The organism is Fulvivirga sediminis (assembly GCF_016757215.1).
Taxonomy (GTDB): domain Bacteria; phylum Bacteroidota; class Bacteroidia; order Cytophagales; family Cyclobacteriaceae; genus Fulvivirga; species Fulvivirga sediminis.
This window is the reverse complement of the sequence record NZ_JAESIY010000001.1, coordinates 675,901-701,006: the sequence shown is the minus strand read 5'-3', so window position 1 is coordinate 701,006 and position 25,106 is coordinate 675,901. Positions and strand designations below refer to the sequence as shown.

At 38.5% G+C, this 25,106-nt stretch carries 23 protein-coding genes and 1 tRNA gene; 17 read left to right on the top strand and 7 right to left on the bottom strand.

The window, feature by feature from the left end; all coding sequences use genetic code 11:
* Positions 1–1,114 precede the first annotated feature (1,114 nt).
* Positions 1,115–1,894 (bottom strand): HEPN domain-containing protein, encoded by a 780-nt coding sequence (locus tag JL102_RS03150; protein ID WP_202242296.1) that lies wholly within the window; start codon positions 1,892–1,894, stop codon positions 1,115–1,117.
* 59 nt (positions 1,895–1,953) lie between these two features.
* A complete protein-coding gene (locus tag JL102_RS03145; protein WP_202242293.1) occupies positions 1,954–2,334 on the bottom strand; it encodes a hypothetical protein in 381 nt (126 codons plus the stop codon).
* Positions 2,335–2,498: 164 nt separating this feature from the next.
* Here JL102_RS03145 and JL102_RS03140 point away from each other — a divergent pair, with 164 nt between their 5' ends.
* From JL102_RS03140 to JL102_RS03095, 10 genes are all read left to right on the top strand, one after another.
* Positions 2,499–2,807 carry an XRE family transcriptional regulator gene (locus JL102_RS03140; RefSeq protein WP_317191606.1) on the top strand — a complete coding sequence of 103 codons (309 nt, stop codon included), beginning with the start codon at positions 2,499–2,501 and terminating at the stop codon, positions 2,805–2,807.
* Positions 2,808–3,013: 206 nt separating this feature from the next.
* Positions 3,014–3,580, top strand: a complete 567-nt coding sequence (locus JL102_RS03135) for a restriction endonuclease subunit S (protein WP_202242291.1) — start codon at positions 3,014–3,016, stop codon at positions 3,578–3,580.
* Positions 3,577–5,106, top strand: a complete 1,530-nt coding sequence (locus JL102_RS03130; protein ID WP_202242289.1) for a type I restriction-modification system subunit M — start codon at positions 3,577–3,579, stop codon at positions 5,104–5,106. Before JL102_RS03135 ends, JL102_RS03130 begins: the two co-directional genes overlap by 4 nt.
* A gap of 7 nt (positions 5,107–5,113) precedes the next feature.
* Positions 5,114–6,349, top strand: coding sequence for a restriction endonuclease subunit S (locus tag JL102_RS03125; protein WP_202242287.1), 1,236 nt, complete (start codon positions 5,114–5,116; stop codon positions 6,347–6,349).
* Positions 6,346–7,359: a CBASS cGAMP-activated phospholipase gene (locus tag JL102_RS03120; RefSeq protein ID WP_202242285.1), complete on the top strand. Its 1,014-nt coding sequence runs from the start codon at positions 6,346–6,348 to the stop codon at positions 7,357–7,359. The genes JL102_RS03125 and JL102_RS03120 overlap by 4 nt, the downstream gene beginning before the upstream one ends.
* Before the next feature lie 3 nt (positions 7,360–7,362).
* Positions 7,363–8,376, top strand: coding sequence for a CBASS cGAMP synthase (locus JL102_RS03115; RefSeq protein WP_202242283.1), 1,014 nt, complete (start codon positions 7,363–7,365; stop codon positions 8,374–8,376).
* A complete protein-coding gene (locus JL102_RS03110) occupies positions 8,377–8,805 on the top strand; it encodes a hypothetical protein (RefSeq protein ID WP_202242281.1) in 429 nt (142 codons plus the stop codon).
* A complete protein-coding gene (locus JL102_RS03105) occupies positions 8,802–9,767 on the top strand; it encodes a CBASS cGAMP synthase (protein ID WP_202242279.1) in 966 nt (321 codons plus the stop codon). The genes JL102_RS03110 and JL102_RS03105 overlap by 4 nt, the downstream gene beginning before the upstream one ends.
* Positions 9,768–9,779: 12 nt before the next feature.
* Entirely contained in the window at positions 9,780–13,019 is a 3,240-nt protein-coding gene (locus JL102_RS03100; protein WP_202242277.1) for a type I restriction endonuclease subunit R, read from the top strand.
* Positions 13,012–13,722, top strand: coding sequence for a M48 family metallopeptidase (locus JL102_RS03095; protein WP_202242275.1), 711 nt, complete (start codon positions 13,012–13,014; stop codon positions 13,720–13,722). Before JL102_RS03100 ends, JL102_RS03095 begins: the two co-directional genes overlap by 8 nt.
* A gap of 169 nt (positions 13,723–13,891) precedes the next feature.
* On the opposite strand, the gene JL102_RS03090 is transcribed toward JL102_RS03095, so the two are convergent.
* From JL102_RS03090 to JL102_RS03080, 3 genes are all read right to left on the bottom strand, one after another.
* Complete coding sequence (locus tag JL102_RS03090) at positions 13,892–15,115, bottom strand: site-specific integrase (protein WP_202242273.1); 1,224 nt, start codon at positions 15,113–15,115, stop codon at positions 13,892–13,894.
* A 281-nt stretch (positions 15,116–15,396) separates the two neighbouring features.
* A tRNA-Pro gene (locus JL102_RS03085) sits at positions 15,397–15,471 on the bottom strand.
* A 56-nt stretch (positions 15,472–15,527) separates the two neighbouring features.
* Positions 15,528–16,133, bottom strand: coding sequence for a carboxypeptidase-like regulatory domain-containing protein (locus JL102_RS03080; protein ID WP_202242272.1), 606 nt, complete (start codon positions 16,131–16,133; stop codon positions 15,528–15,530).
* A gap of 168 nt (positions 16,134–16,301) precedes the next feature.
* On the opposite strand from JL102_RS03080, the gene JL102_RS03075 reads away from it, so the two are divergent.
* The 7 genes from JL102_RS03075 to JL102_RS03045 all read left to right on the top strand — a co-directional run bounded on the left by JL102_RS03075 (position 16,302) and on the right by JL102_RS03045 (position 22,757).
* Complete coding sequence (locus JL102_RS03075) at positions 16,302–16,688, top strand: ArsR/SmtB family transcription factor (RefSeq protein ID WP_202242270.1); 387 nt, start codon at positions 16,302–16,304, stop codon at positions 16,686–16,688.
* On the top strand, positions 16,685–17,377 hold the full coding sequence (locus JL102_RS03070) for a YjjG family noncanonical pyrimidine nucleotidase (protein WP_202242268.1): 693 nt from the start codon (positions 16,685–16,687) through the stop codon (positions 17,375–17,377). The genes JL102_RS03075 and JL102_RS03070 overlap by 4 nt, the downstream gene beginning before the upstream one ends.
* An 80-nt stretch (positions 17,378–17,457) precedes the next feature.
* Positions 17,458–19,086, top strand: coding sequence for an L-glutamate gamma-semialdehyde dehydrogenase (pruA, locus tag JL102_RS03065; RefSeq protein ID WP_202242266.1), 1,629 nt, complete (start codon positions 17,458–17,460; stop codon positions 19,084–19,086).
* Between the two features lie 124 nt (positions 19,087–19,210).
* Entirely contained in the window at positions 19,211–19,828 is a 618-nt protein-coding gene (locus JL102_RS03060; RefSeq protein ID WP_202242264.1) for a response regulator transcription factor, read from the top strand.
* Positions 19,829–19,904: 76 nt separating this feature from the next.
* Positions 19,905–20,279, top strand: a complete 375-nt coding sequence (locus tag JL102_RS03055) for a hypothetical protein (RefSeq protein WP_202242262.1) — start codon at positions 19,905–19,907, stop codon at positions 20,277–20,279.
* A 32-nt stretch (positions 20,280–20,311) separates the two neighbouring features.
* Positions 20,312–21,235 carry a M90 family metallopeptidase gene (locus JL102_RS03050; RefSeq protein WP_202242260.1) on the top strand — a complete coding sequence of 308 codons (924 nt, stop codon included), beginning with the start codon at positions 20,312–20,314 and terminating at the stop codon, positions 21,233–21,235.
* Between the two features lie 7 nt (positions 21,236–21,242).
* On the top strand, positions 21,243–22,757 hold the full coding sequence (locus JL102_RS03045) for an FMN-binding glutamate synthase family protein (protein ID WP_202242258.1): 1,515 nt from the start codon (positions 21,243–21,245) through the stop codon (positions 22,755–22,757).
* Here JL102_RS03045 and JL102_RS03040 read toward each other — a convergent pair.
* Together JL102_RS03040 and JL102_RS03035 are read right to left on the bottom strand one after the other, a co-directional pair.
* Positions 22,754–23,050, bottom strand: coding sequence for a hypothetical protein (locus tag JL102_RS03040; protein ID WP_202242256.1), 297 nt, complete (start codon positions 23,048–23,050; stop codon positions 22,754–22,756). The genes JL102_RS03045 and JL102_RS03040 overlap by 4 nt on opposite strands.
* 190 nt (positions 23,051–23,240) lie before the next feature.
* Positions 23,241–25,061 carry a glycoside hydrolase family 2 protein gene (locus tag JL102_RS03035; RefSeq protein ID WP_202242254.1) on the bottom strand — a complete coding sequence of 607 codons (1,821 nt, stop codon included), beginning with the start codon at positions 25,059–25,061 and terminating at the stop codon, positions 23,241–23,243.
* Positions 25,062–25,106: the final 45 nt, after the last annotated feature.

Below are 25,106 nucleotides of genomic sequence, written 5' to 3'. Positions count from 1 at the left end.
TGCATCTCACTTTCACTATGCAAGGTGGCAAGCAAAAAACCTCAAAAAAACTTAATAACCATTAAAATAGTACACATAAATTAAATGCAATCAAATACAATATATAATTACTTTAGTACAAAAAATATAATATACAATTTAATTATCAGTCATTAATGAAATGATAATTTATAACAACATGAATTAATCATAAATAGATGAAACAGATATACACTAATTATTACATAGTAATATTATTTATTGAAATAACTTACATGTGATTCTTAGAAATGAAATCTCTATCACCTTCATCTCTTATAGCGCCTACACCTCACGTCTTTCTCCGCTTCCATCTCATAGAATTACTTTGTTCCGAAGCAAGACCTCCATGCCATCTTGAAAAATTTAAAAACTTGAATACAATTATTCATTTTCTATCCCAAATGTATATTCAATCTACACCTAACAATGGCCCCCTTTTCTCAAAGCCACTTCACTACGACACTTCGTTCACCACCTTCTCAAAATGCACAATAAGAATAAGTCAGAATGCCCCACTGCATAGGCCACTGGGCATACTATCTTAACCTTATTATTACCCCACCATTTTCATTAAAACCTAAAGGCTGAATAAGGCTCTTTCCGTTCCTGCAATCACCCCATTCAACCTCGCACAACAAGCCTTTTTACTTACCCGCCCATTCCCCTGAGGTAAGTCAATACCCTTGTTTTTTTCCGCTCAGTTTCTATACAGTAATTCGGAACCTGCTCACATTTCTAACCGCAAAAATATATCACCATACTAAAGCCTGTAAAGGGTATATAAACAGTGCCAAGCTCTGCCCTTCCCTACTGCCCTTGACAGACTTTGTATATTAATATGAACTGGCATTTAAGAAATGTAGACTGATTCTCTGGTACAGGTAAAAGATATGATGATTCTACGACTTAAATATACCTTCCCCTTTTAAGTGAGTGGCCTGTTGGGGTGGCCACAGCAAGATGTACAAATGTATACATTTGGATCTTGTCATCTGGCTTAGCCAGATGATGAGCCTCGAAACTCGGCACATGAAATTGAAGGTTTTAGAGCAACTTTTATTGATTTAGAACAAACCTCTTTTTATTATCTATTTCAGGAAGCATTACATACAATAACATCCTTTTGAAAGTCTCTACATAATAGCTTCACCAGAGATTTTACCCGCTCTAATAGTACTGAAAAATCCGCATTACTAACCTTATAATCTCTCTTATACCTTGCATCGGAATATGCATTTTGTAAAAGCTTGAATAGCCGTTTATCTTGTTCAGAATCTTGAGGAAAGATGTGTTGTGTCTTGCTGGTAATCAAGTATGATAACCGAATTAGTCTACCCAGATTATGCGTACGACGATGATAGCCTGCACCTGCCTTAAGTAATGCCGTCAGTCCTTGCTCCGTAGATTGATGTAGCATAAATACAGCTAAAGTGTTTTGCTGACATAAACTACAAAGCTCTGCCGTCTTTAAGAATTCGTTGGCCTTAGATAAACCCAACTTATAAAATGCTTTGATTTCATTTTCATCAGTACACTTTGAATTATGTGTATTATTAAGTTGGGGGTAGTACTGATTATAAATGAGTTCCCCTTGCTGGCAAACCTTTACAGCGAAGGTATACCCTGCCTGTAGCCAATGCTCAAAAGTATGAGTTTGCAATACTATGGAGGTTATTGAAACACTAGGCTTACAATGTGTTTCAATAATATCTTCCCACTCATACGTGCTTTTGCCGTCGTTTTCAGGAATTAAGATTAAAACAAAATATTCCTTTGAAAAGCTGGAAGCTATCATGGAAGAACTAAAAATGGTCTGACTCTTCTGCTCATGCGCTAAACCACCTAACCAATAGACAGCATCCGGCTGTACCACTTGTGATATATATGCAATTAGCGGTTGACAATCAGAACAATATTTTAACTCTCCCCCGCTCATTTGTCATGTGATAATGAAGCCAGCTTGGCTGCCTTCTCCTTATCCTGTTGCTCCCTTCTGCCTTTGAGTGCTTGAAAAATAGTTATAGAAGCTTCACTAGTTGAATATTCAGTCTTGCTCTCTTCTAATTTTTTGACTTGGTCAGTAAGCATATCTAAGAACCAATTATAAGCATCGTCATCTGGGCGGATGCCAACTAGAGCAAAAATGGCAGACTCAAGGCTTATAGGCCATCCCGATGGATCAAAGCCAACATTCTCTAAATCACTAAGAAACCAATGAATATTTAGCTGCTTTTGGATCAAACAAAGAATAAGATCTTCTTCTACCTCCATACGAAAGAATGGATATTGCGGACGTTTTAGGTGTAGTTTCATAATGATAAGCGTTTGAGTAAAACATTAAAATCTTACTCAATCTAGACACCTACAATTTACTATACCATTTACAAAACTGGTATTTTAGTAATGCAAGCAGGTATTTTACCTACGTAAATTATTCTTTGTTTTATTATATTTGTATAACAAACAGCTGAAAACCTATGGAGAAGAAAATACACCACGGAAGAAATGTAAAGCGCTTTAGAGAAATGCTAGGTATCAAACAGGACGGCCTAGCCATGGAACTTGGTGATGATTGGAACCAACGAAAAGTATCTCTTCTTAAGCAAAAGGAAGAGATTGAAGCTGATTTACTAAAGCAAGTAACAGAGGTGTTAAAAGTGCCGATAGAAGCTATTGAAAACTTTGATGAGGAAGCTGCTATTAACATAATTGCTAATACTTTTAATAATGAATCTGCTGCATACGCTTACAACTACAAATGCAACTTTAATCCTCTAGATAAGTAGTTAGAGATAATGGAAGAGAATAAAAAGCTTTATGTAGAATTACTAGAAAGCGAAAAAGAAAAAACAAAGCTACTTAAAGAGATTTTGGATAAGATGAAATAATTTCAATCAATTTTCTAAATTTGAAATCTTCTACAAAGAAATAAATTGATTTAACTAAAAGAATATCCTACCTTTATATTAATTTGAAAGATTCTACAAATTAAATGAAGGTAAAACTCAGCGATATTGCCCAACTACAATTTGGTTTATACACAAAACCCTCTGATGAGGGTAATGCTGTCTATTTACAGGCAAAGCACTTTGATGATTGGGGAAATCAAACAGAGCAGATAGACACTTTTATTCAGATCGACCAAAAGAATGAATCTCACCTACTTGATGATGGTGACATTATTTTGGTAGGAAAAGGAATGAGAAACTTTGCCTGGACTTATGATAAATCATTTGGTCCAGCCATTGCCTCCTCTATCTTCTTTGTTATCAAAGCAGACCAATCAAGGGTAATACCGGAGTTCCTTACCACCTTATTTAATATACCTCAAACACAGGCATACTTTCAAACCTTGGGAGCTGGCAGCTCGATCCCTTCCATTCGGAAATCTGAATTGGAAGCTTTTATGGTGAAGCTCCCATCATTGGAGTTGCAGCAAAAGACCATTGCTATTAAGCAACTACACTACAAAGACATGGAAATATCCAAACAGATCATTTCCGAAAAGCAAAAAGTATATCAGGCAGTCATTAAGAATATAATCCATCAAAAAGCATGAGTAAAAAACCGATTACACAAAGCGAGATCAACAACATTGTTTGGAAAGCATGTGACACCTTCAGAGGTGTGATTGATCCTTCACAGTACAAGGACTATATCCTAACCATGCTTTTCGTAAAGTATGTATCGGACGTATGGAAGGACAAAAAGAACTTCTATGCAGAAAAGTACAATGGTGATGAAATACGAGTGCAGCGAGCATTGAGAAACGAACGTTTCCAACTTCCGGACACCTGTACTTTCGACTATCTGTTTGAAAACCGCAATGCTGCCAATGTGGGCGAGCTGATCAACACCGCTCTTGAAAGCATGGAGGATGCCAACCGCAGCAAATTGGAGCGTGTATTCCGCAACATTGATTTCAATTCAGAAGCCAACCTTGGTCAAACAAAAGACCGTAACAGAAGGCTCAAAAACCTCTTGGTAGATTTCTCTGCACTTGACCTGCAACCCTCCCACTTGGAGGATAATGACGTGATAGGTGATGCTTATGAGTACCTGATTGAAAAGTTTGCCAGTGATGCCGGAAAGAAAGCGGGAGAATTTTATACGCCAGCTCAGGTATCAAAACTATTAGCCAAACTTCTCAATCCACAACCGGGTGACCGCATCATAGACCCAACCTGTGGTTCAGGGTCTCTTTTGATCAAATTAGCCAAGCAGGTAGGTAGTAAAAACTTCTCACTTTTTGGACAGGAAATCAATGGAAGCACCTGGGCTCTCGCTCGTATGAACATGTTTCTGCATGAGATTGATGATGCCACCATTGAATGGGGTGACACCTTAAATAATCCCAAACTACTGGAAGAAGATAGCTTACTGAAAGGAAACATCGTTGGGGCAAATCCTCCATTCTCGCTTGATAAATGGGGAGCAGATGATGCCTTAGCAGATCAGTTTAAGCGATTCCATAGAGGTATTCCTCCAAAAAGTAAAGGAGACTATGCTTTCATTACACACATGATCGAATCTACCTATCACGATACAGGTCGCGTAGGTGTCATTCTACCGCATGGGGTGCTCTTTAGAGGAAGTAGCGAAGGCAAAATCAGGCAGCAATTGATTGAAGAAAACCTATTGGAAGCAGTCATTGGTTTACCTGCCAATTTGTTTTACGGTACTGGTATTCCTGCATCCATACTCATATTCAACCGAGCCAAGGGTGAGAACAAGGACATTCTCTTTATAGATGCGAGTGAAGGGTATGAATCAGGCACTAATCAGAATCGCTTGCGTAATACGGACATTGACAAGATTGTCGATACCTACCGGGCGTTTCAAGAAGCCTCTCCCTTAACTACAGAAGAAGGTGAAGTGATAGAGGAAAAGTTCGCTTACCGTGCCTCCATTCAGGAAGTGGAGGAAAACGAGTACAATCTCAATATTCCTCGCTATGTGGACACATTTGAGGAAGAAGAGGAAGTGGATATTCCTACTACTCAAAGTAATATCAGGGAATTGAAAAAGGAGTTGACCAAAGTAGAAGGACAAATGGATGATTACTTAAAAGAATTAGGTTTTTAGATAGATTATGGAATTGCCTTTAGGATATAAAAGAACTAAATACGGTATAATACCAATTGATTGGAATTTATTCGATCTACAGGATATTGTAGATTCTAAAAGGCCTATTTCATACGGAATAGTCCAAACTGGACCTCCTGTTGAAGATGGCATCAACTGCATTAGGGTAACTGATCTTATTGATGGCTCAGTGTCCACTGAAAATCTAATTACTACATCACATCAAATAAGCAATTCCTATAAAAGAACAATTCTCATAGAGGAAGATATAATCATTGCACTAAGAGGAAAGATTGGTCAAGCGGCACTAGTAACAAAAAAATTAGAAGGGTTTAACCTAACAAGAGGTGTTGCTTTGATTGCTACAAAAAAATGCTACTCAAGTAGGTTTGTTATTCAACAGCTAACGTCTCCTCACTCCAAAGCCTTATTAGAGAAAAGTTTGAATGGAAGTGCTCTAAAGGAATTGTCAATTGGAGTGCTTAGAAAGATAAAGATCTCAATACCAAACTCTTTTAAAGAACAACAAAAAATTGCCGCAATCCTCAACACGTGGGATCAAGCCATTTCTACAACTCAGAAGCTGATTGATGAACTCAAACTCCGAAACAAAGGACTAGCCCAGCAACTGCTTACTGGAAAGAAACGGCTAAAAGGTTTTGATGGAATGTGGAAAGAGCAACACCTCGAGCATTACTTTAAAGAGAGAAAAGAAAGCAATCACCCCGAGTTGCCATTACTTTCTGTTGGTGAGATTGGAGTTTACCCCCAAACTGACTCCAACAAAAAGGATACTTCCAACGAGGATAAATCAAAATATAAAAGAATATGTCCCGGTGATATTGGCTATAACACAATGAGAATGTGGCAAGGACGGAGTGCTCTATCTTCATTGGAAGGAATTGTAAGCCCTGCCTACACTATTGTAACACCAAAGAAAAATGCTGACGCTCAATTTTTTGCCTATCTATTTAAACTAGATGAAGTCATTCATAAGTTTTTCAGAAAATCACAAGGATTGGTTAGTGACACATTAAACTGCAAGTTCAAAGATTTTAAGATTGTAAAAGTCCTTACCCCGCCATCAATTGACGAGCAAAAGGCTATCACTAGGGTTCTTCAAAAAGCTGATGAAGAACTTAAACTTTATCAGCAACAATTAGACACCCTGAAAGAGCAAAAGAAAGGCTTAATGCAAAAGCTATTGACAGGTGAGATTAGAGTTAAACCCATTAATGAATGATGGATAAGAAGAATTTTAAAATATTGTCCATAGACGGAGGTGGGATTAAAGGTCTCTATAGTGCTTCGGTACTTGCTCGTATTGAAGAGAAGACTGGCAAGCAGATAAAAGACCACTTTGATATGATTTGTGGCACTTCAACAGGAGGATTAATTGCACTTGGACTTAGTATTGGTATTTCTGCTCAACAATTAGCCGACCTGTACTACAAAAGAGGGAATGAAATATTCCCTGTCTCTAATGTAAGACAAGTAAGATTTATCCAGCGTAAATGGCAGTTTATCAAACAACTTATACTTAGAGGTAAGTTTTCTAACCATGCATTAAGACGCATTCTTGAGGAGGTTTTTGAAAATAAAACAATGGGGCAAGCTGAAACTTTATTATGTATCCCAAGTTTCAACCTAATCAAAGGCGAACCAAGAGTTTTCAAATTTCCTCACAAAGAAGGAAAATTTTTCATGGATAAGGACATTCCAATGGTAGATGTAGCATTGGCTACATCTGCTGCGCCCACATATCTACCCATTCATGAGTTAAATAATATTCTCTATGCTGATGGTGGTATTTGGGCTAATAATCCTTCCTTATGTGGCCTTCTTGAGGCATTAGACCATTTTGTGGGTAACGGAAAAGCATTTGATAGCTTCAGCATACTTTCAGTAGCAAGCGTTGAACAACCGAGTGGCTGGGCGTCTACTTCGAAAAAATCAAGATCTTTTAGACACTGGGGAAATAAACTCTTTCAAGCATCAATGGATGGTCAAGCCTTCTTTAATGATTTCTTTCTGAAAAAAGTCATTAAAAACATAAATCCGCCAGGTAAATATTATCGAATCCCGTCACCCAAACTCTCAAAAGAACACATCGGAATTATCGACATGGATAGAACCGACCAAAAAGCATTAAAGACCCTCAAAGGAATGGGCGATCAAGATGGCTATCACTACGCCATCCAAGATGAAATTCTGGAATTTTTCAATGAAGAGAAACTTTACAAAACCCAATAAGATATGTCAAACTGCCACAATCTTTTTCAAACCTTTAATGGTAATCTGAATATTACTTCTACCAAGAAGTCTAAACTCATGACTTCTCGTGATACGTTAAGGGACAAGATTCGGAATCATTTTAAGGAAAAACATCCTGACTACAAACCAAAATTTCGTGGACAGGGCTCCTATTCTATGGGTACAATGATCCGAACGAAGGAAGATACTTGTGATCTGGATAATGGTGTTTATTTCTTTCCTAAACCCAAAGAAACTGCCACGACCATACAGAATTGGGTTTGGGACGCTGTAGAGGACGAAACCTCGGAAAAACCACAACATAGATCAAGATGTATCAGAGTCATTTATAAAGGTGACTATCATATTGACCTTCCAGTTTACTACAAGGAAAGCGAAACTAATGATACCGAAAATCCACATCTGGCGGTTAAAAATACCGGATGGTCAAAAAGTGATCCGAAAGAGTTTAAAGATTGGTTCAGTACAAAGAAAGATACGAAAGGTCAGCTTGTACGAACTGTTAGGTTCCTAAAAGCATGGTGTGATAATAGGGCTAAGAAGATGCCGAATGGACTAACTATGACTGTTCTGGCAAGCAACCATATCAAATACAATGATCGAGACGACATTGCATTGAGAGACACTCTCAAAGGAATTAGAAGCACGTTAAAATCGTCTTGGACATGCATAATGCCAACAACACCACAAGACGATCTTCTTGAAAACTACACCGGAGACAAGGACTACTTTTTTGAAGCGATTGATGCGTTTATCGAGGATGCAGATAAAGCAATTGATAAAGAAACAAACCAATTGAAGGCAAGTAAGCTATGGCAAAAACATTTGGGTTCATACTTTCCTGATGGTGCGGATAAAGATGTTGACAAGCAAGCCAATTCATTGGCCGCCCTTGCAACGAGCATACTGGATAAGCGTGCCAAAACAGATAGAGATGGTAAAATTCAGGAATCGCAGGGAGTTGATCACAAACCACATAGGAATTACGGAGGATAAATGGCTTTTCACCAAAAATATCGCCCTAATCCAATTGTAATTGTCAATGTCGAGAAAAAGCTCATTGAAAAGCATTATGATTTTCTAGACTGCAAGATCAACAACGGCATCCTTTATTGTTATGGAAATTATCAGCCTACTGAGGAATCCATCACTTATTCCTACAGAATAAAGTATGCCCCATTAAGTAAGCCAAAGGTTACGGTTACTAGCCCCTTAATTGCATACAATGACGATATACACATGTATACCGACACAAGTTTATGTCTTTATTATCCTGAAGATATGACTTGGAATTGCTCTTCCCATCACTTGTATGATACTATAATTCCCTGGACTCACGAATGGTTCGTTTTTTACGAACTGTACCTGTTTACAGGTAAATGGTTGCACCCTGAAGTTCGACATAAAAAAGGCGATAAGAAATGAATCCTTGGTTAATACGACTTATAGTTCTAGGAATTGCCTACGTGGTTGGTAAGGAGGTATTTAAATCTGATGAAAAATTCGAGATAACAGATGACTCCAATTGTGATGATTTGTTCAAAAAGTTCAATCAGACCATAACCATACATCCTGATAAAGTAGCCAATCTAAGACGTGCGCACAATACAATCCGTTCAAAGGTGAGTGCTTACTTTGAAAAGTATACGAACCTTCCAATCCCAAATTTCTACATACAAGGTTCTTATAAAATGGGAACTGTCATTGAAAATAGAAGCACAATTTGTGATGTCGATCTCGGTGTGTTTTTTCCCAAACACCCAAATATGAATGTTGAAACCATTCAAAATCACATAAAAAAAGCTCTCATAGGACATACCAGTAAAGGAGTGACCATTAAAGCGAATTCTGTACGATTAAACTATGTTCGAGACTTTCACATTGACCTTCCTATCTACTACGTAGATTCCTATTCAAACAAAACATACTTTGGATCAAGGGGATATGAATGGGAACATTCCGAGCCGAAAGCTTTTATTGAATGGTTTAAAAAAGAGACCAGCAATAAGCCACAGCTAATTCGGATCATTCGCTACTTAAAAGCATGGTCTGATCACACTAAAGCTAAAACTGGGAAAAAGTTCCCGAGTGGTCTTGCATTGACTCTTTGGGCTATACAGTGCTATGAAAAAAACGGTCGTGATGATGTAGCATTTTTTAATACGTCATCAGCGATCATGGAGTATTTACACAATAAGAAGACCTGGAATGCAATTATGCCTGTCCCCCCAGGTGATGATGTAATGCATCGTCTTACTTCGTCTCAGAAGAACGCATTTTATGAGGAAATAGGCGAAATGGTTTCATTGGCAGCAGATGCTGTTAGTGCTCCTAATAAATTAAAAGCCACAACAAAGTGGCGGAAAATATTTGGCAATCGATTTTAAAGCTTTACAATAATGGCAGTACCATCATTCAAAGAAGACCATATATCACAGCTTCCCGCACTGAAGCTGCTTATGAATATGGGCTGGAAATACCTCTCTCCAGAGCAGGCTTTAGAAGCCCGAGGAGGCAGGACATCCAATGTGCTGTTGGAGACCATTTTGAAGGATCAACTTCAAGTCATCAACACCATTGAATACAAGGGCAAAGAGTTTCCCTTTTCTGATGCCAACGTAAACAACGCTATTCTCGCCATTCGTGACCTTCCGGTTCAGGATGGTTTTATTGCTGCCAATAAAGCCTTTTATGAACTTATCACTTTAGGCAGGAGCTTTGAGCAGTCCGTATTAGGAGATAAAAAGAGCTTCTCTTTCCATTACATTGATTGGAAACATCCTGAAAACAATACCTACCACGTATCAGAAGAGTTTAGTGTACATAGACGTGGCAGCAGCGAGCATTACCGTCCTGATATTGTATTGTTCATCAATGGCATTCCGGTTGTGGTTATTGAGTGCAAAAGCCCAAAAATCAAAGACCCAATCGACAAATCAATTGAGCAGCACCTTAGGAATCAGCAGGAAGACGGAATACGTGCATTGTATCAATACTCCAACCTGGTGATGGGATTGGCTACCCATGAAGCCAAATACGCTACAACTGCCACCCAGAAAGAGTTTTGGAGTTTTTGGAAAGAACTCTTTAAAACCAAAGCAGAGGAAACTGCATGGCTGGATAAACTCCAGACATTAAAAAATCAGCCACTTCCTACCAACGAAAGAACCACGCTATTTCAGGAACGCTACAAGAACGTCTGGACTTTCTTCCAGAACCTCGAAAAGGAAGAACAGGCAGTAACAGAGCAGGACAAGCTACTATTTAGCTTTTGTCAGCCAGAGAGACTTTTAGACCTATTCTTCAACTTCACATTATATGACGATGGCATCAAGAAAGTCACGAGGTATCAGCAATACTTTGCCGTTCATAATACCTTGGACAAGGTAGTTAAAACAGATAGTGAAGGATTAAGAAAAGGCGGTGTAATCTGGCACACTCAGGGAAGTGGCAAATCCCTCACTATGGTCATGTTGGCTCAGTTGATTGCTACGCATCCTCAAATCAAGAATCCTAAGATCATCTTGGTTACTGACCGGATTGATTTGGACGATCAAATCACAGAGACGTTCAAAAAATGTCAAATACCAGTTGAGAACGCTCAAACAGGCAAACACTTGGTAGAGCTTCTTTCTGGCACAGGTGATACGGTTATCACTACCTTGATTCACAAGTTTGAAGCGGCTGTCAACCGAGCTAAAGAAGGTTTTGATTCACCCGACATCTTTGTTTTGGTAGATGAAGGCCACAGAAGTCAATACGGCACATTCAATATCAAAATGCAAAAGGTATTTCCAAAAGGCTGCTTTATAGCCTTTACCGGAACACCTTTAATGAAGAAAGAGAAGAGCACAGCGAATCGCTTTGGTGGCCTAATAGATGTGTACTCCATCACTGATGCAGTTGAAGATGGAGCCGTAGTTCCTTTGCTTTATGAAGGTCGTCACAACCTGATTGAAGTGAATGAAAAACCATTGGACAATTACTTTGATCGGGTTTCCGAACCGCTTACCCCTTATGGTAAAGCTGCACTCAAGAGAAAGTTTAGCTCCACCAATCAACTGAACAAAGCTGAGGAGGTAATCTATGCCCGTGCCTGGGATATTTCAGACCACTACGAACAAAACGTTCAGGATATTCTATTTGGTAGTTTGAAGGCCAAAGGTCAGTTGGTAGCACCCAATAAAACCACAGCAATCCGATACCGTGAGTTTATCAAGGAAATTGGAAAAGTAACCTGTGAAGTCCTGATCTCCCCTCCTGATGTGCGAGAGAACTATGAGGATGCTTTTGAAGAAAGTGACGATTTGATATTGAAGTTTTGGAAAGCCATGATGGATAAATATGGCAGTCCGGATAACTATGAAAAGTCATTAATTAACTCATTCAAAAAGCAAGACCACCCTGAAATAATCATTGTGGTTGACAAGCTACTTACTGGCTTTGATGCTCCCAACAACTACGTTTTGTACCTCACACGCCAGCTCAAAGAACACACACTATTACAAGCGATTGCGAGAGTAAACCGCTTAGCTCCAGGCAAGGAACATGGTTTAATTATAGATTACTATGGTAATCTGGAGAATCTTGACAGCGCATTAGAAACCTACTCAGGTACAAACAACTATGATAATGCTGATCTGGAAGGTACATTGACCAACATCAGTGAAGAAATCAAGAAGTTACCACAGGCTCATTCAGAAGTATGGGACATCTTCAAAGAAGTCAAAAACAAGTATGACGAACCTGCTTATGAAGAGCTCTTGCAGGATGAAGCTATTCGACACATTTTCTATGAAAAGGTATCTGCTTTCTCTCGCTTGCTAAAGCTAGCTCTATCCAGCTTTGAGTTCATTAGTAAAACACCGGAGCAACAAATCAACAAGTACAAGCAGGACACCAAATTCTTCCTTGGATTGCGAATCTCTGTCAAACGCAGATACTTTGATGATCTGGAATACAAGGAATATGAGCCACAAGTTCAAAAGCTCATTGACAAGCATATCACCACGGAAGGTGAAATTCTTCGCATCACTGAAATGGTCAACATTTTTGACAAAGAAGAAAGAGACCGTGAAGTTGAGAAGATAACCAGCAAAGCTGCCAAAGCGGATCACATTGCAAGCAGGACAATCAAAGCGATCAATGTGAAGATGAATGAAGATCCTGTGTATTACAAGAAGCTATCAAGGCTTATTCGGGATACCATAGAAGATTATCACCAGCACCGGATTTCAGAAGCCGATTATCTGAACAAAGCAAGAGAATATGAAGATCAGTTCCATAATGGCAGACAGGACAATGTACCTGAAAACCTCGCTGGAAATGACACGGGTATTGCCATCTACAACCTCGTCAATGAGATTTTCAAAGGACATTTAAAACGTAGTGAAGGGTCGGAAAATATAGCTGCAATAATGGCTGAAGGTATCGATCAGGTAATCAAATCCATAGTCTTTGAAAACGGCAAGCCTATTATTGACTGGATAAACAAATCAGACATAGAAGGCAGAATTAAGATTGATATTGATGACTATCTGTTTGACCTTAAAGCCCAACAGGACATTGAGTTGCCTTTTGATTTGATTGATGAATTGGTAGAAGAAGGACTTAAAGTAGCCAAGTTGAAATATGTCTAAAACAGCCACCATAGAATCCTTAGCTTTTGGCTCTAGAGAGATCATGTATGAACTCTCTTATCAGGATCGCAAAACACTCGGCATTCGGGTTTATCCCGATTGCAAAGTACAGGTGATTGCTCCCCTCGACACCACAGAGGAGAAATTGAAAACAAAACTCAGGGAGAAAGCACCTTGGATCATCAAGCAGCAACTTGATTTTCTTTCTTATCATCCGCTAACACCACCCCGCAAATACATCAATGGTGAAACCCATCTTTACTTAGGAAGGCAGTACAAGCTTAGAATTGAAAAGGCTGCAACCAATGAAGTGAAACTGTTTAGAGGAAGGCTATTGGTATTGAAAAAAGAAAATACAACAGCCAAAAACCTCCTGTCAGAATGGTACAGAGATAAGGCTACTATTCACTTTGAGGTAACCCTAAAAAAGATACTACCGCTTTTTAATCGATACAATATCGATCAGCCAGAGCTTCAAATCAGGCAAATGCCTACACGTTGGGGAAGTTGTACACCCAAAGGAAAAGTGATTCTAAACCCTGAATTAATCAAAGCACCTAAAGGAAGTATAGAATACGTCATTATTCATGAGGTGTGTCACTTGGTTCATCACAACCACACAAGTGCATTCTACGAACTTCAAGAAAAAATAATGCCTGACTGGAAAAAATGGAAAGAAAGACTTGAAACCACTTTAACTTAACATTAATTGATTCAGTATGCATTTTCAATTCATAAACGAACAATCGCCTCAATTCAAATTAAGTATTAGATAATACCCCCTTTATTTCCTAAATTCAATTATCTTCTGAATCGTGATCACCCTAAAATTACAGCTGATAAGCCTTGAAACCTTCTTGCTTCATTAACTATTACCTAAGCTTCTCCCTCAACCCCGCCATATCTCTACTGATCTTTTGCTTTATCACTTTAGCATAAATTTGCGTGGTACTCAATTTCGTATGGCCAAGCATTTCACTCACGGTTTCTATCGGGATATCATTTGCCAAGGTAATGGTAGTAGCAAAGGTATGCCGGGCGGTGTGGAAGGTGAGATTTTTATTAATTCCGCAAAGTACAGCCAGTTCCTTTAAATATTGATTAGTCTTTTGATTGGAATATACTGGCAGGCATTTGCCTTCACCTTTCATTGGCAAATCATTGCGGTGTTTATACTTCTTTAAAATACTTAATGCTTTCGGCAAAAGCGGTACTGAAAATAGCTTATCAGACTTTTGGCGTCTACCTGTAATCCACAATTCATTATCCACTCCTTTAATAATATTATCTGTCGATAAATTCAAGGTATCTATATATGACAACCCGGTATAACAGGCAAAAACGAACACATCTCTTACTAACACCAACCTATCTTTAGTCAGCTTTACACTTTCTATATGCTGCAGTTCATCATGATTTAAGTAACATCTTTCTGTCTTCCTAAATTTCAGTTGGTATTTAATAAACGGGTTTTTAGTTATCCATTCTTCCCGTAAGGCCAGATTCATCATTTTGCACAACCTTTCCATATGCTTCATTGTGCCATTCTGCGTACAGGGTAAGTTCGATTGCAAAGGATTATTTCTGATATACCTTTCAAAGGATTTAATAAAACCATAATTCAACTCTTCCAGGTAGATATCCTTTACTCTAAGTCTGGATTTAAGAAATTTACGAATATACCTTTCAGTACTCCGATAGTTCTTCATAGTACCTTCCTTAAGCTCATAGTTCATTTCCCGATTATGATATTCTACAAGTTGAAGTAAGGAATTGCGCCGCTGATCCTGCCCGGTATACCTATTTTTAATGGCATCTGCTGTAATTATTTTTCGTTCCTTTTCCAGCTCTTCTATACATTCATATAATCTATTACGCAGGGTACCCATATAACTATTTAAAATATCGCTCCCATTGCTAGATTTACGCACTCGGGACTTCACAGCATCCCAATCTTCCAGATGCACCTTGCGCTTGATAGACATATCCACAGAGTGTCCATTAACCGTAATACGCACATAAATAGGCACCTGACCGCTTATTTTCTTATACTTCTTAACATAAAAAGAAAAACCAAATGTTGACTGACTCCTCATATAACATAGTGTTTAATGTAATTTGACTTCATTTGTGCCCTTTTTAAAAAGGGCACAGAAACGGAGGTCATTTAGAACCAATCGAGTTCATTCAATAAATCTCAATCAATTGATTATCAATACATTAATTCATCATCAACACTAAAAATAGCAATAAAAAAGGGGGCACGAAAAGGGCACATTTTTATTGGTTTTCTTTGTGTTTAGTTGGTGGGGTAATAACAAAAAACCCCTTAAAACATATGTTTTAAGGGGTTTTGGTTTTTGTTGTTGTAAAATCGTCGGGATGACTGGATTCGAACCAGCGGCCCCCACGTCCCTAACGTGGTGCGCTAACCGGGCTGCGCCACATCCCGTTCCTTAATGGGCTGCAATTATACTGAAATTTTTATTTTTTATAGCAAAGGATTGACTAATCCTTTTTCTTATTTTTCAAGCCCTTAAAAAACCGAGCCCAATTAAAGGGATTCAGCAGTGGATTGGGCCTGGGGCCGAATCTATCGTTTTGATACATTGCCCAGTTATCCATATAATATCGATAGTTTACGTAGCCATCCATGGGTGTGGTTTGCATCATAAGGGCTAGTAATTCATCATTCAGGTTTTGTGAGTTCACATCTTCGCTCACCGGCAAGTTCAGCGCCAGCACAGCCTCTTTGAAAATCTCCTCTGTGGGGAAAGGCATGATTTCCACCGTCTCCAAAAAGGTGGTATCAGAAATCAACTCTACCAATATCGTAAGGTTATCTCCTTCGGTATCGGGCACTCTATAATATTGCTTTTCGAAGCCTACCGCACTAATTACTATCTCATCTCCTACTAGTGTAGGCATGGAAAAGTAGCCCACCCTATTGGTAGAAGTTCCTCTACCGGCCTTAGGCACATAGACATTTACCCCGGGCACCCCGGCTACACTGTCTTCTCCCAAGATAATTCCTGATAATTGTATCACTCGTTTTTTACCTTGAGCCTGAGTGTTTTGTGCGGAAAACAACAGACCTAAACAAAGTATCAACATTAATAAGAAAATAAGGGATGAATTATTTCTGTGGTGGCTTTTTATAGTCATCAAAACGGGCATTGTGCAAAATTCCGAAGTTATCAATTGAACGGTAAATTTCCTTATAATGTTCACTAATTATTTTTTAAATTTGATAATATACATCTTTTACTCCGTTGTAAATTTATGAGGTTAAAAAATTTCAGCTTGTCGTTTGGTTCCCAAATATTCAAATCCTGTTCTGATGAATCCAGGCTTAGGATACTTTTCCTCATATTTCAAAATAAAGAGATGTGCATCTCTGATTTAGAGCAAATTCTAGACTTCACACAAACTAAAACGTCTCGACATCTTATTTATTTAAAAAACTCAGGTATAGTAAGTACCCGCAAGCATGATCAATGGGTTTTTTATCACCTTAAAGATGAGGTCTATGACATTATCAGTCAGATATTCCAGTTTTTAGAAAAAGACCAAACCTTAAAAATTGACCTACAGACTTATAAAACGATGTATTCTAACCGGGAGCTGGCGCTTAACAAGCTGGAAACCAAAAACTGGCAACGTGAATGAACTATAAAGCCATATTCTTCGACCTCGATCACACTTTATGGGATTACCAAAAAAACGCTTCCGAAGCGCTGGAAGAGCTATATAAGCAGTTTGACTTATACAGGCTGGGGGGCTTTAGCAGCAGTGCATTTATAGAACGATTCACCACAGTAAATTACGGCCTTTGGGATCAGTTTAATCATGGCCTCATTGATAAAGACAAACTTAGAGAAGAACGATTTCATAAAATACTTCATCATTTTAAGGTGTTGGATAAGCCGCTGTCACTTAAAATATCAGATGCTTACCTGAAGCTATGCCCCACCAAAACTAACCTTTTCCCTTATACCCATGATGTACTCAGCTACTTGCAAAGTAAGTATCAACTTTACATACTCACCAATGGCTTTAATGATGTACAGCAGATAAAGATCAATAGCAGCAACCTAACTTCTTATTTTAAGGGCGTGATCACCTCTGACAGTATTGGGTATAAGAAGCCTAACAAAGAGATTTTTGATCATGCTTTAGAGGTAGCTGGCATTGCTAATTATGAAGGACTCATGGTGGGAGACAACTTGAATGCTGATATTAGAGGAGCCAGAAATGCTGATATTGCTTCTATTTACTTCAATCCGGAGCGTAACCGCCATAAGGAAAAGCAACTTACGGAAATCAGCTGCCTTAGTGAACTTATGAATATTTTGTAACAATCAGGCGATTAGTTAAGTTATTAAAGTAGATTTACTAGTGAAAAAAATTTTGTAATACTAAATAATTAACTTAAGCAATGCCTAAAGGAATATACAAGATACCTACTCCAACCAATGAACCGGTATTATCATATGCACCGGGAACAGCAGAAAGAGAAACGCTAAAAAAAGCGCTGGAAGAAACGAGAGCAAAGGAAGTAGAGGTACCTATGTACATTGGTAGCGAAGAAGTAACTACCGGAAATAAAATAGCGATGACCCCTCCTCACGATCACAAGCATGTGCTAGGGTATTTTCATGAGGGAGATTCATCCCACGTAGAGCAGGCCATAAATGCAGCATTAGGAGCAAAAGAGGCTTGGGCTTCTCTTAGCTGGGAACACAGAGCCAGCGTTTTCCTTAAAGCTGCTGATCTTATTGCCGGACCTTACAGAAATAAAATAAATGCTGCGACCATGATGGGGCAGTCAAAAAATGCTTTTCAGGCCGAGATCGATTCAGCGTGTGAGATAGTGGACTTTTTAAGGTTCAACGCACACTTCATGCAGCAGATCTATGATGATCAGCCTTCTTCTTCTCCTGGTGTATGGAATAGAACAGAATACAGACCTCTGGAAGGTTTTGTATTTGCCATCACTCCTTTTAACTTCACTGCTATAGCGGGTAACTTACCTGCCTCAGCAGCATTAATGGGTAACACCGTAGTATGGAAGCCAGCATATTCTCAAGTATATTCTGCTAACATAATCATGCAGGTATTTAAAGAAGCAGGTTTACCTGATGGGGTAATCAACCTTATATTTGTAGATGGACCAGTAGCAGGTGATGTAATCTTTAATCACCCTGAATTTGCAGGTCTACACTTCACAGGAAGTACTGCCGTATTCAAACAACTATGGAAAACTATAGGTCAGAATATTGATAAGTACAGAACATACCCTCGCATAGTAGGAGAAACCGGAGGTAAAGACTTTATTATGGCTCATAAATCAGCCTATGCTAAACGTCTGGCCACTGCCATAGTAAGAGGTTCATTCGAATTTCAAGGACAGAAATGTTCTGCTGCCTCAAGAGTGTATGTACCATCTAACCTATGGGAAGAAGTAAAAGGTTATATAATCGAAGACATAAAAACACTGAAAGTAGGTAGTCCTGAAGACTTCTCTAACTTCGTTAATGCAGTTATTGATGAGAATGCTTTTGATAAGATAGCTGGTTATATAGATAAAGCCAAGGCAAATGATATGAATGAAATCATTGCTGGTGGTGGATATGATAAGTCTAAAGGATACTTCATTGAACCAACAGTTATCGAAACTAAAGATCCTCAGTCACTTACCATGTGTGAGGAAATTTTCGGCCCTGTGGTAACTATATATGTTTACCATGCTGAAAACTTCGAAGATACATTGGAGCTGGTAAACAGCACATCTCCTTACGCACTTACTGGCGCTATTTTCTCTACTGACAGATATGCCATTGATTTAGCCGCGAAAAAACTCGTACACGCTGCTGGTAACTTCTACATCAATGATAAGCCTACGGGCGCAGTAGTAGGTCAGCAACCATTCGGAGGAGCCAGAGGATCAGGCACTAACGATAAAGCAGGATCTGCATTAAACCTATTAAGATGGGTTTCTTCCAGAACTATTAAAGAGACATTTAATGCTCCTACTGATTATCGCTATCCATTTCTTGGAGAATAGTTAAAGCTATTTATATATCAAAATGCCATCTGAACTATTCAGATGGCATTTTTCGTTTATAATCAATTAGTTACCCAAACTAAAAGACGAAATATTTACAAAAAATAAATGTTTTATATTATTTTTGAAGAATACGATATGGCTAGTAAACATTTTCAACCTTAAAGCATTTAATACTTATAACTTTGTACTAACGTCTATGCCTGGCTTTACTTTTAGTAAAGTGGATCATTACAGAACTAAATGGCCACTTACAGATGATATTATTGATTTAAAGTTTCCTTCTGAACTTGAGAGTATGGATGAAAATTTGTTAAAAGATAGCTTACTCATCTTCATTGTAGAAGACGATCCTATGTTTCTTCAAATTTTAAATACCCACTTTAGCAAACTTCAACTCAAATTACCTAATGATACTCTGGTTAAATTCAAAATCAGAAATTTTGCCACTGGCCAAAGTGCGATCAACCACCTGAACCTAAAGCCTGATATTATTTTGCTCAATTATTTCATTAATCACGGCTTGCCTAATGCTCTGAGCGGACATGAGACCCTGCGTGAAATCATGGAAATTAACCCTGAGCAAAAGATAGTGGTATTGAATGACCTGCCGTTTGACATCAGCCATGCCTTTGTAGAAAATGGCTTAAGAGATTACATTATTCAAGACGAAGAAGCTCTGAATCACCTCAACGAAGTACTATTTGATGTCTTAAAAAACGTTAAAAAATCCGCTCAATAGCGAATTTTAAGGCATTTATTAAACATAGGTCATTAATATACGTTTCTCTATATGAATTTTAGCAAAGAGAAACCTGGTGGATAATTCGAAACAAAGCGTAAATCAAATAATACTCACTACATGGCTAATGATTGCGCTGCTTATAATGTTTGGAAGTACGGGCACCTCATTGTACTTTATAATACAATTTATTATTAGTCACCCAGCTCATAATAAAGCTTTTATCTTAGGAGGTCTTTCCTGCTTTCATGAAACGCTGAACATTCAAACTACTGTTAAAAACATTATCATCACTACCACAGAAAATTGGGGGTTGATAGCAAAACATCGCTTCACTACTTCTGTCTGTGGAAATTGTTTTATCCACCACGTTTCTATCCCTGCCTATTTTAAACTTGCAGGTAGCACAACCATTAAACCTAACTATAATCAACTATTGGTACTCTCATAAAATATGAGAAGCACATACCAATACCCTAGAAAATGAAAAAACACTTTAAACCTGATTGGTTCGATTATTTCCTAAGTGCAGGAGCTTTTACCATCCTATTAATCTTTTGCTACCCTCTGTACAGCGACGACATTAGTTTGCTGCCCGTAGTAGCGGCCTTCTGTCTCATAGCAGCTTACCTATTGTTCTATAGGCTTACCAGAAGTGTAAGAAAACGAAACAAGTTAATAAAGCTGGAATTTTCTCAAGAATGGAGAGATATTCTTAATGATAAAGTGAAATTTTACCGTGGATTAACTGAGAAAGACAAGTCTAAATTTGAAAGGGAAATCAATATATTTATCTCAGAAAAGCTTATCACAGGCGTTGAAACCGACATTACCGACACAGACCGATTGTTAGTAGCTAGCAGTGCTATTATCCCCGTATTTGCTTTTCCTAACTGGAACTATGATGACCTTACTGAAGTACTCATATATCCCAACTCTTTCAACCACGAATATCAGCTAGAAGGCAAAGGACGTAATATTTCAGGAATGGTGGGCAATGGTGTAATGAATGGAAAAATGATCCTTTCCAAAAAGGATTTGCACTACGGTTTCGAATATCCGCAAAGCAAGTCTAACGTTGGAATTCATGAGTTTGTACACCTTATAGATGACTCTGATGGTAGTATTGATGGAATTCCTGGTCTATTAATGGAGCATAGCTATGCCCAACCCTGGCTGGAGGCATTACAGCGAGAAATTGAAAAAATAAGAAAAAATAAATCTGACATTAACGCCTATGGAGGCACTAGCAAAGAGGAGTTCTTTCCCGTTATTAGTGAATACTTCTTCCAAAGGCCAAGGCTATTCAAGCGTAAACACCCTAAATTATATAAAATGATGAACAAAGTATTTAGGCAGGATCCGGTAAGCAGACTCAAGAAAAAAGTAGCCCTAAAAACAAAATAGTTAATACATGCGCAATATATTCATTTTTGGAAACCTCGTTCTAGTAAGCCTAACCATTGCTATCTTCTTTATTTGGCCTCCCATCATCTGGACATTAGCTATCATTGGCCCTTTTATTTTATTGGGCATTTATGATCTTCTACAAAAGAAGCATACCATATTAAGAAACTTCCCTGTACTGGGCCACTTCAGATACTTCTTCGAACTGATTTCCCCGGAGATACATCAGTACTTTGTAGAGTCAGACACCGATGGTAAGCCTATTGATCGTAATCATCGAGCTTACATTTACCAACGTGCTAAATTACAGACAGCCACACACCCTTTTGGCACTCAGCTAGACCTGAATGAGCCTGGGTATGAATATATGCATCAAAGCATTTATCCAGCAAAAAAACTGGATGATTTCCCTAGAGTTACTGTGGGCGGGCCAGATTGTAAATCTCCTTATTCGGCCAGTATTTTTAATATATCTGCCATGAGCTACGGAGCTTTAAGTAAAAATGCGATCACTGCCCTCAACATTGGAGCAAGGGAAGGTCACTTTTTTCATGACACAGGCGAAGGAAGTATCTCTCCATACCATCTCCAAGGTGGTGACTTGGTATATGAAGTGGGCACAGGCTACTTTGGCTGCAGATCAGAGGATGGTAATTTTTCTCCTGAGAAGTTTAAAGTGCAGGCAGAACGCCAAGAGGTAAAAATGATAGAAATAAAAATATCTCAAGGAGCCAAACCTGGTCATGGCGGAGTACTACCAGCCTCTAAAAATGACGAAGAGATTGCTGAAATAAGAGGCGTAAAACCACATACTACCGTCCTATCGCCTCCAGGACATTCTGCATTTAATGACGCTCAAGGCTTGTGCTATTTCATTAAAGAATTGCGTGACCTTTCCAAAGGTAAACCCATCGGCTTTAAGCTATGCATAGGTAACAAAGATGAGTTTATAGAAATATGTGAGGCAATGCGTAAGACAGGCATCAAACCTGATTTTATTACTGTAGATGGCGCTGAAGGTGGTACAGGAGCGGCCCCCATTGACTTCTCTAACTATGTAGGTATGCCATGGGAAGAAGCTTTAATATTTGTGGTAGATATGCTCAATGGTTACGATCTCAAAAAAGACATTAAAGTAATAACCGCTACCAAAATATTTACTGCCTTTGATATATACAAAGCCTTAAGCATGGGGGCAGATATCTGCAACTCCGCGAGAGGAATGATGCTGGCACTAGGTTGCATACAAGCTCTAAAGTGCGATACTAATAACTGCCCCACAGGTGTTACTTCTAACAAACCTCACCTAAGAAAAGGATTGGTAGTATCAGAAAAATGGAAAAGAGTGAAAAATTATCACCAAGAAACCTTAAAAGATTTTATTGAACTACTCTCAGCCTCTGGTAATAGCTCCATAGAACAACTCAACAGAACACATATTTATAAGCGTACTTTCAATAACAACTTGCTATCTTTTGAAGAAATATATCCTAGTGTAAAAGAGGGTAAGTTAGCTCGCTAGTATTTACCAAACGTTCTGCTTCTCCTTAAGGTCATCTTTACTTTGGGCTTGTCTCCTACCGGAGCTAATTCTGTCTGCATAAATTTGAGCAACTTATGAATAAGCTCATGACAATTATGAAAGCGATCCTTACATTTAATGGCATCATATTTAGCCAACTGAGCACTGAAAGCCATTTCTTCCTGATGGCTGGCATCTATGTAACGATTAACATTAAAAATCAACTCTCCTTCACTGGAAGACACTTCTACCATAAACTTTAGTGAAGGCTTTTGAATGATAAGTTTATCCATAATAATTAGCGTTTGTTGTATGTAGGTATTAGATACAACCACACTTCAATCGAAAACGTTTGCAAAACTCTAATTATTAATAACTCCTATTTCTCACTTCGTTTTAGGTGACCTTCAGAATCCTTTATAAAAATAAGGGCGAATGCTTCTTAATTGAACATTCGCCCTTATTCATGATTTAAAATAGATACTATTTTTTGTAAGCCTCTTCCTGCTTTTGATAGTAATCCTTTAAGATAAAAAAGGCCTTTTTCTTATCCCCTGTGTTTGATATCAGCCCCTTTCTATTCCAGAAGTTTTGATATACTGAATGCGGTCTTCTGGGAGACCTGAAATCGACCAGAATCCAGGGCGTCACACCCCTAAGCTGTTTAATTTCGGTAAGTAATTTTATCTGTTTGATATAAAGGTCTTCCTGATACTCTTCTGACCACCTCACTCTATCTTCGCTGTGAAAACCGCCTAAAGCACCTGCCCCAAATTCAGAGATAAAAACAGGCTTATCAATATCAAATTCAAATTTTATTTTACTCAACTCTGAAGGAGTAAGCCAATACCAACCTGCATATTCATTAAAACTAACTAAATCAATCTTATCTACCAGCGGATCATCACAGGTCCAAACCATCTCACCTTCCTTTTGGGATACCTCTAGCGCAGCGGCCACTAACCTGGAATCATCTAAAGACCTCACCTTATCCGCTAGGCCTCCCATAAATTTCATCCTAGGCTCGCTCACAGGCGTTTCATTTCCTACCGACCAAATCATTATAGATGCTCGATTTTTATCTCTAACTATCATATCTGTAAGTTGAGCCTCCGCATTTTTATAAGTAGCCTCATTCTCCCAAGATATAGTCCAGTAAACAGGTATTTCCGCCCATACCATCAAGCCCATTTCATCGGCCAGCTTCAGCGCTTTTTCATCATGCGGATAATGGGCCAGTCTAATAAAGTTGCAATTGAGTTCTTTAGCCCACTGAAATAACATTTTAATATCTCCCTCTCCCCTAAGTCTTCCTGGTAAGAATGGATTTTCTTCATGCATAGAAATGCCTCTTAAAAACACTGACTTTCCATTTAACAAAATATCAGTCCCCTCGGTGGTAATAGTTCTGAACCCTATTTTATCTAACACCATATCATTAGAAGAACTTATTTGCACCTCATATAACTTAGGGTTTTCAGGGCTCCAGTAAACCACTTTTTTCACAGGAATAGCAAATGAAGCATAGCCATTTCTATCTACAGCAATAGCTTTATCTACTTTCAGCTCAGGAATAGCAACCTTCACTTCACTTTCCTCCCCTTCCACCTTCACAAAACCGCGAATCTCTTTATTATTTGCAGGGTTTAGTTTTAGTTGATAATCCTGAATGTAACTATCAGGAGTATTGATGAGCAAAACATCTCTGGTAACACCTCCGTAATTCCACCAATCAGTATTTACAGTAGGCACTTCGTCTTGATGCCTGGCATTATCAACCTTCAGCACTATGAAGTTATCCCCCTCATGGAGCAGGTCAGTTACTTCAAACTGGAAAGGTGTGAATCCGCCTTTGTGAGTGCCCAGCTTCTTACCATTCAGATATACATGAGCTTCATAATTAACGGCGCCAAAGTAAAGCCAGTATTTTTTGCCTTTCTCGGGGCTTACCACAAACGCTCTCTGATACCATACCGTACCCTCATAGAGTTCCAGTTTTTCTACCTGAGAATTCCAATCTCCAGGAACATCAAGAGTAGGAGCATGATCAAAATCATACTCTATCAAAGACATAGGATTATTTTGCTTTAGATTATCATAGTAACCACCCTTTTTGTTACCTATCTCGTCAAAGGCTTTTCTTCTATAATTGTAATATCCGTTTTCATAAGGATCAGCAATATAATGCCAAGGCCCATTAAGGCTAATATGATCACGGCTATAAGGGTTTTGTAGTAAAGAACTCTGTGCTCTCACTGCTGTAGAAACAACAAACAAAAGCAGCAGTATATTAAGATATTTCATGAATTGAGGGTTTATTATAAGTGATAATTAAAGATAACAAACATC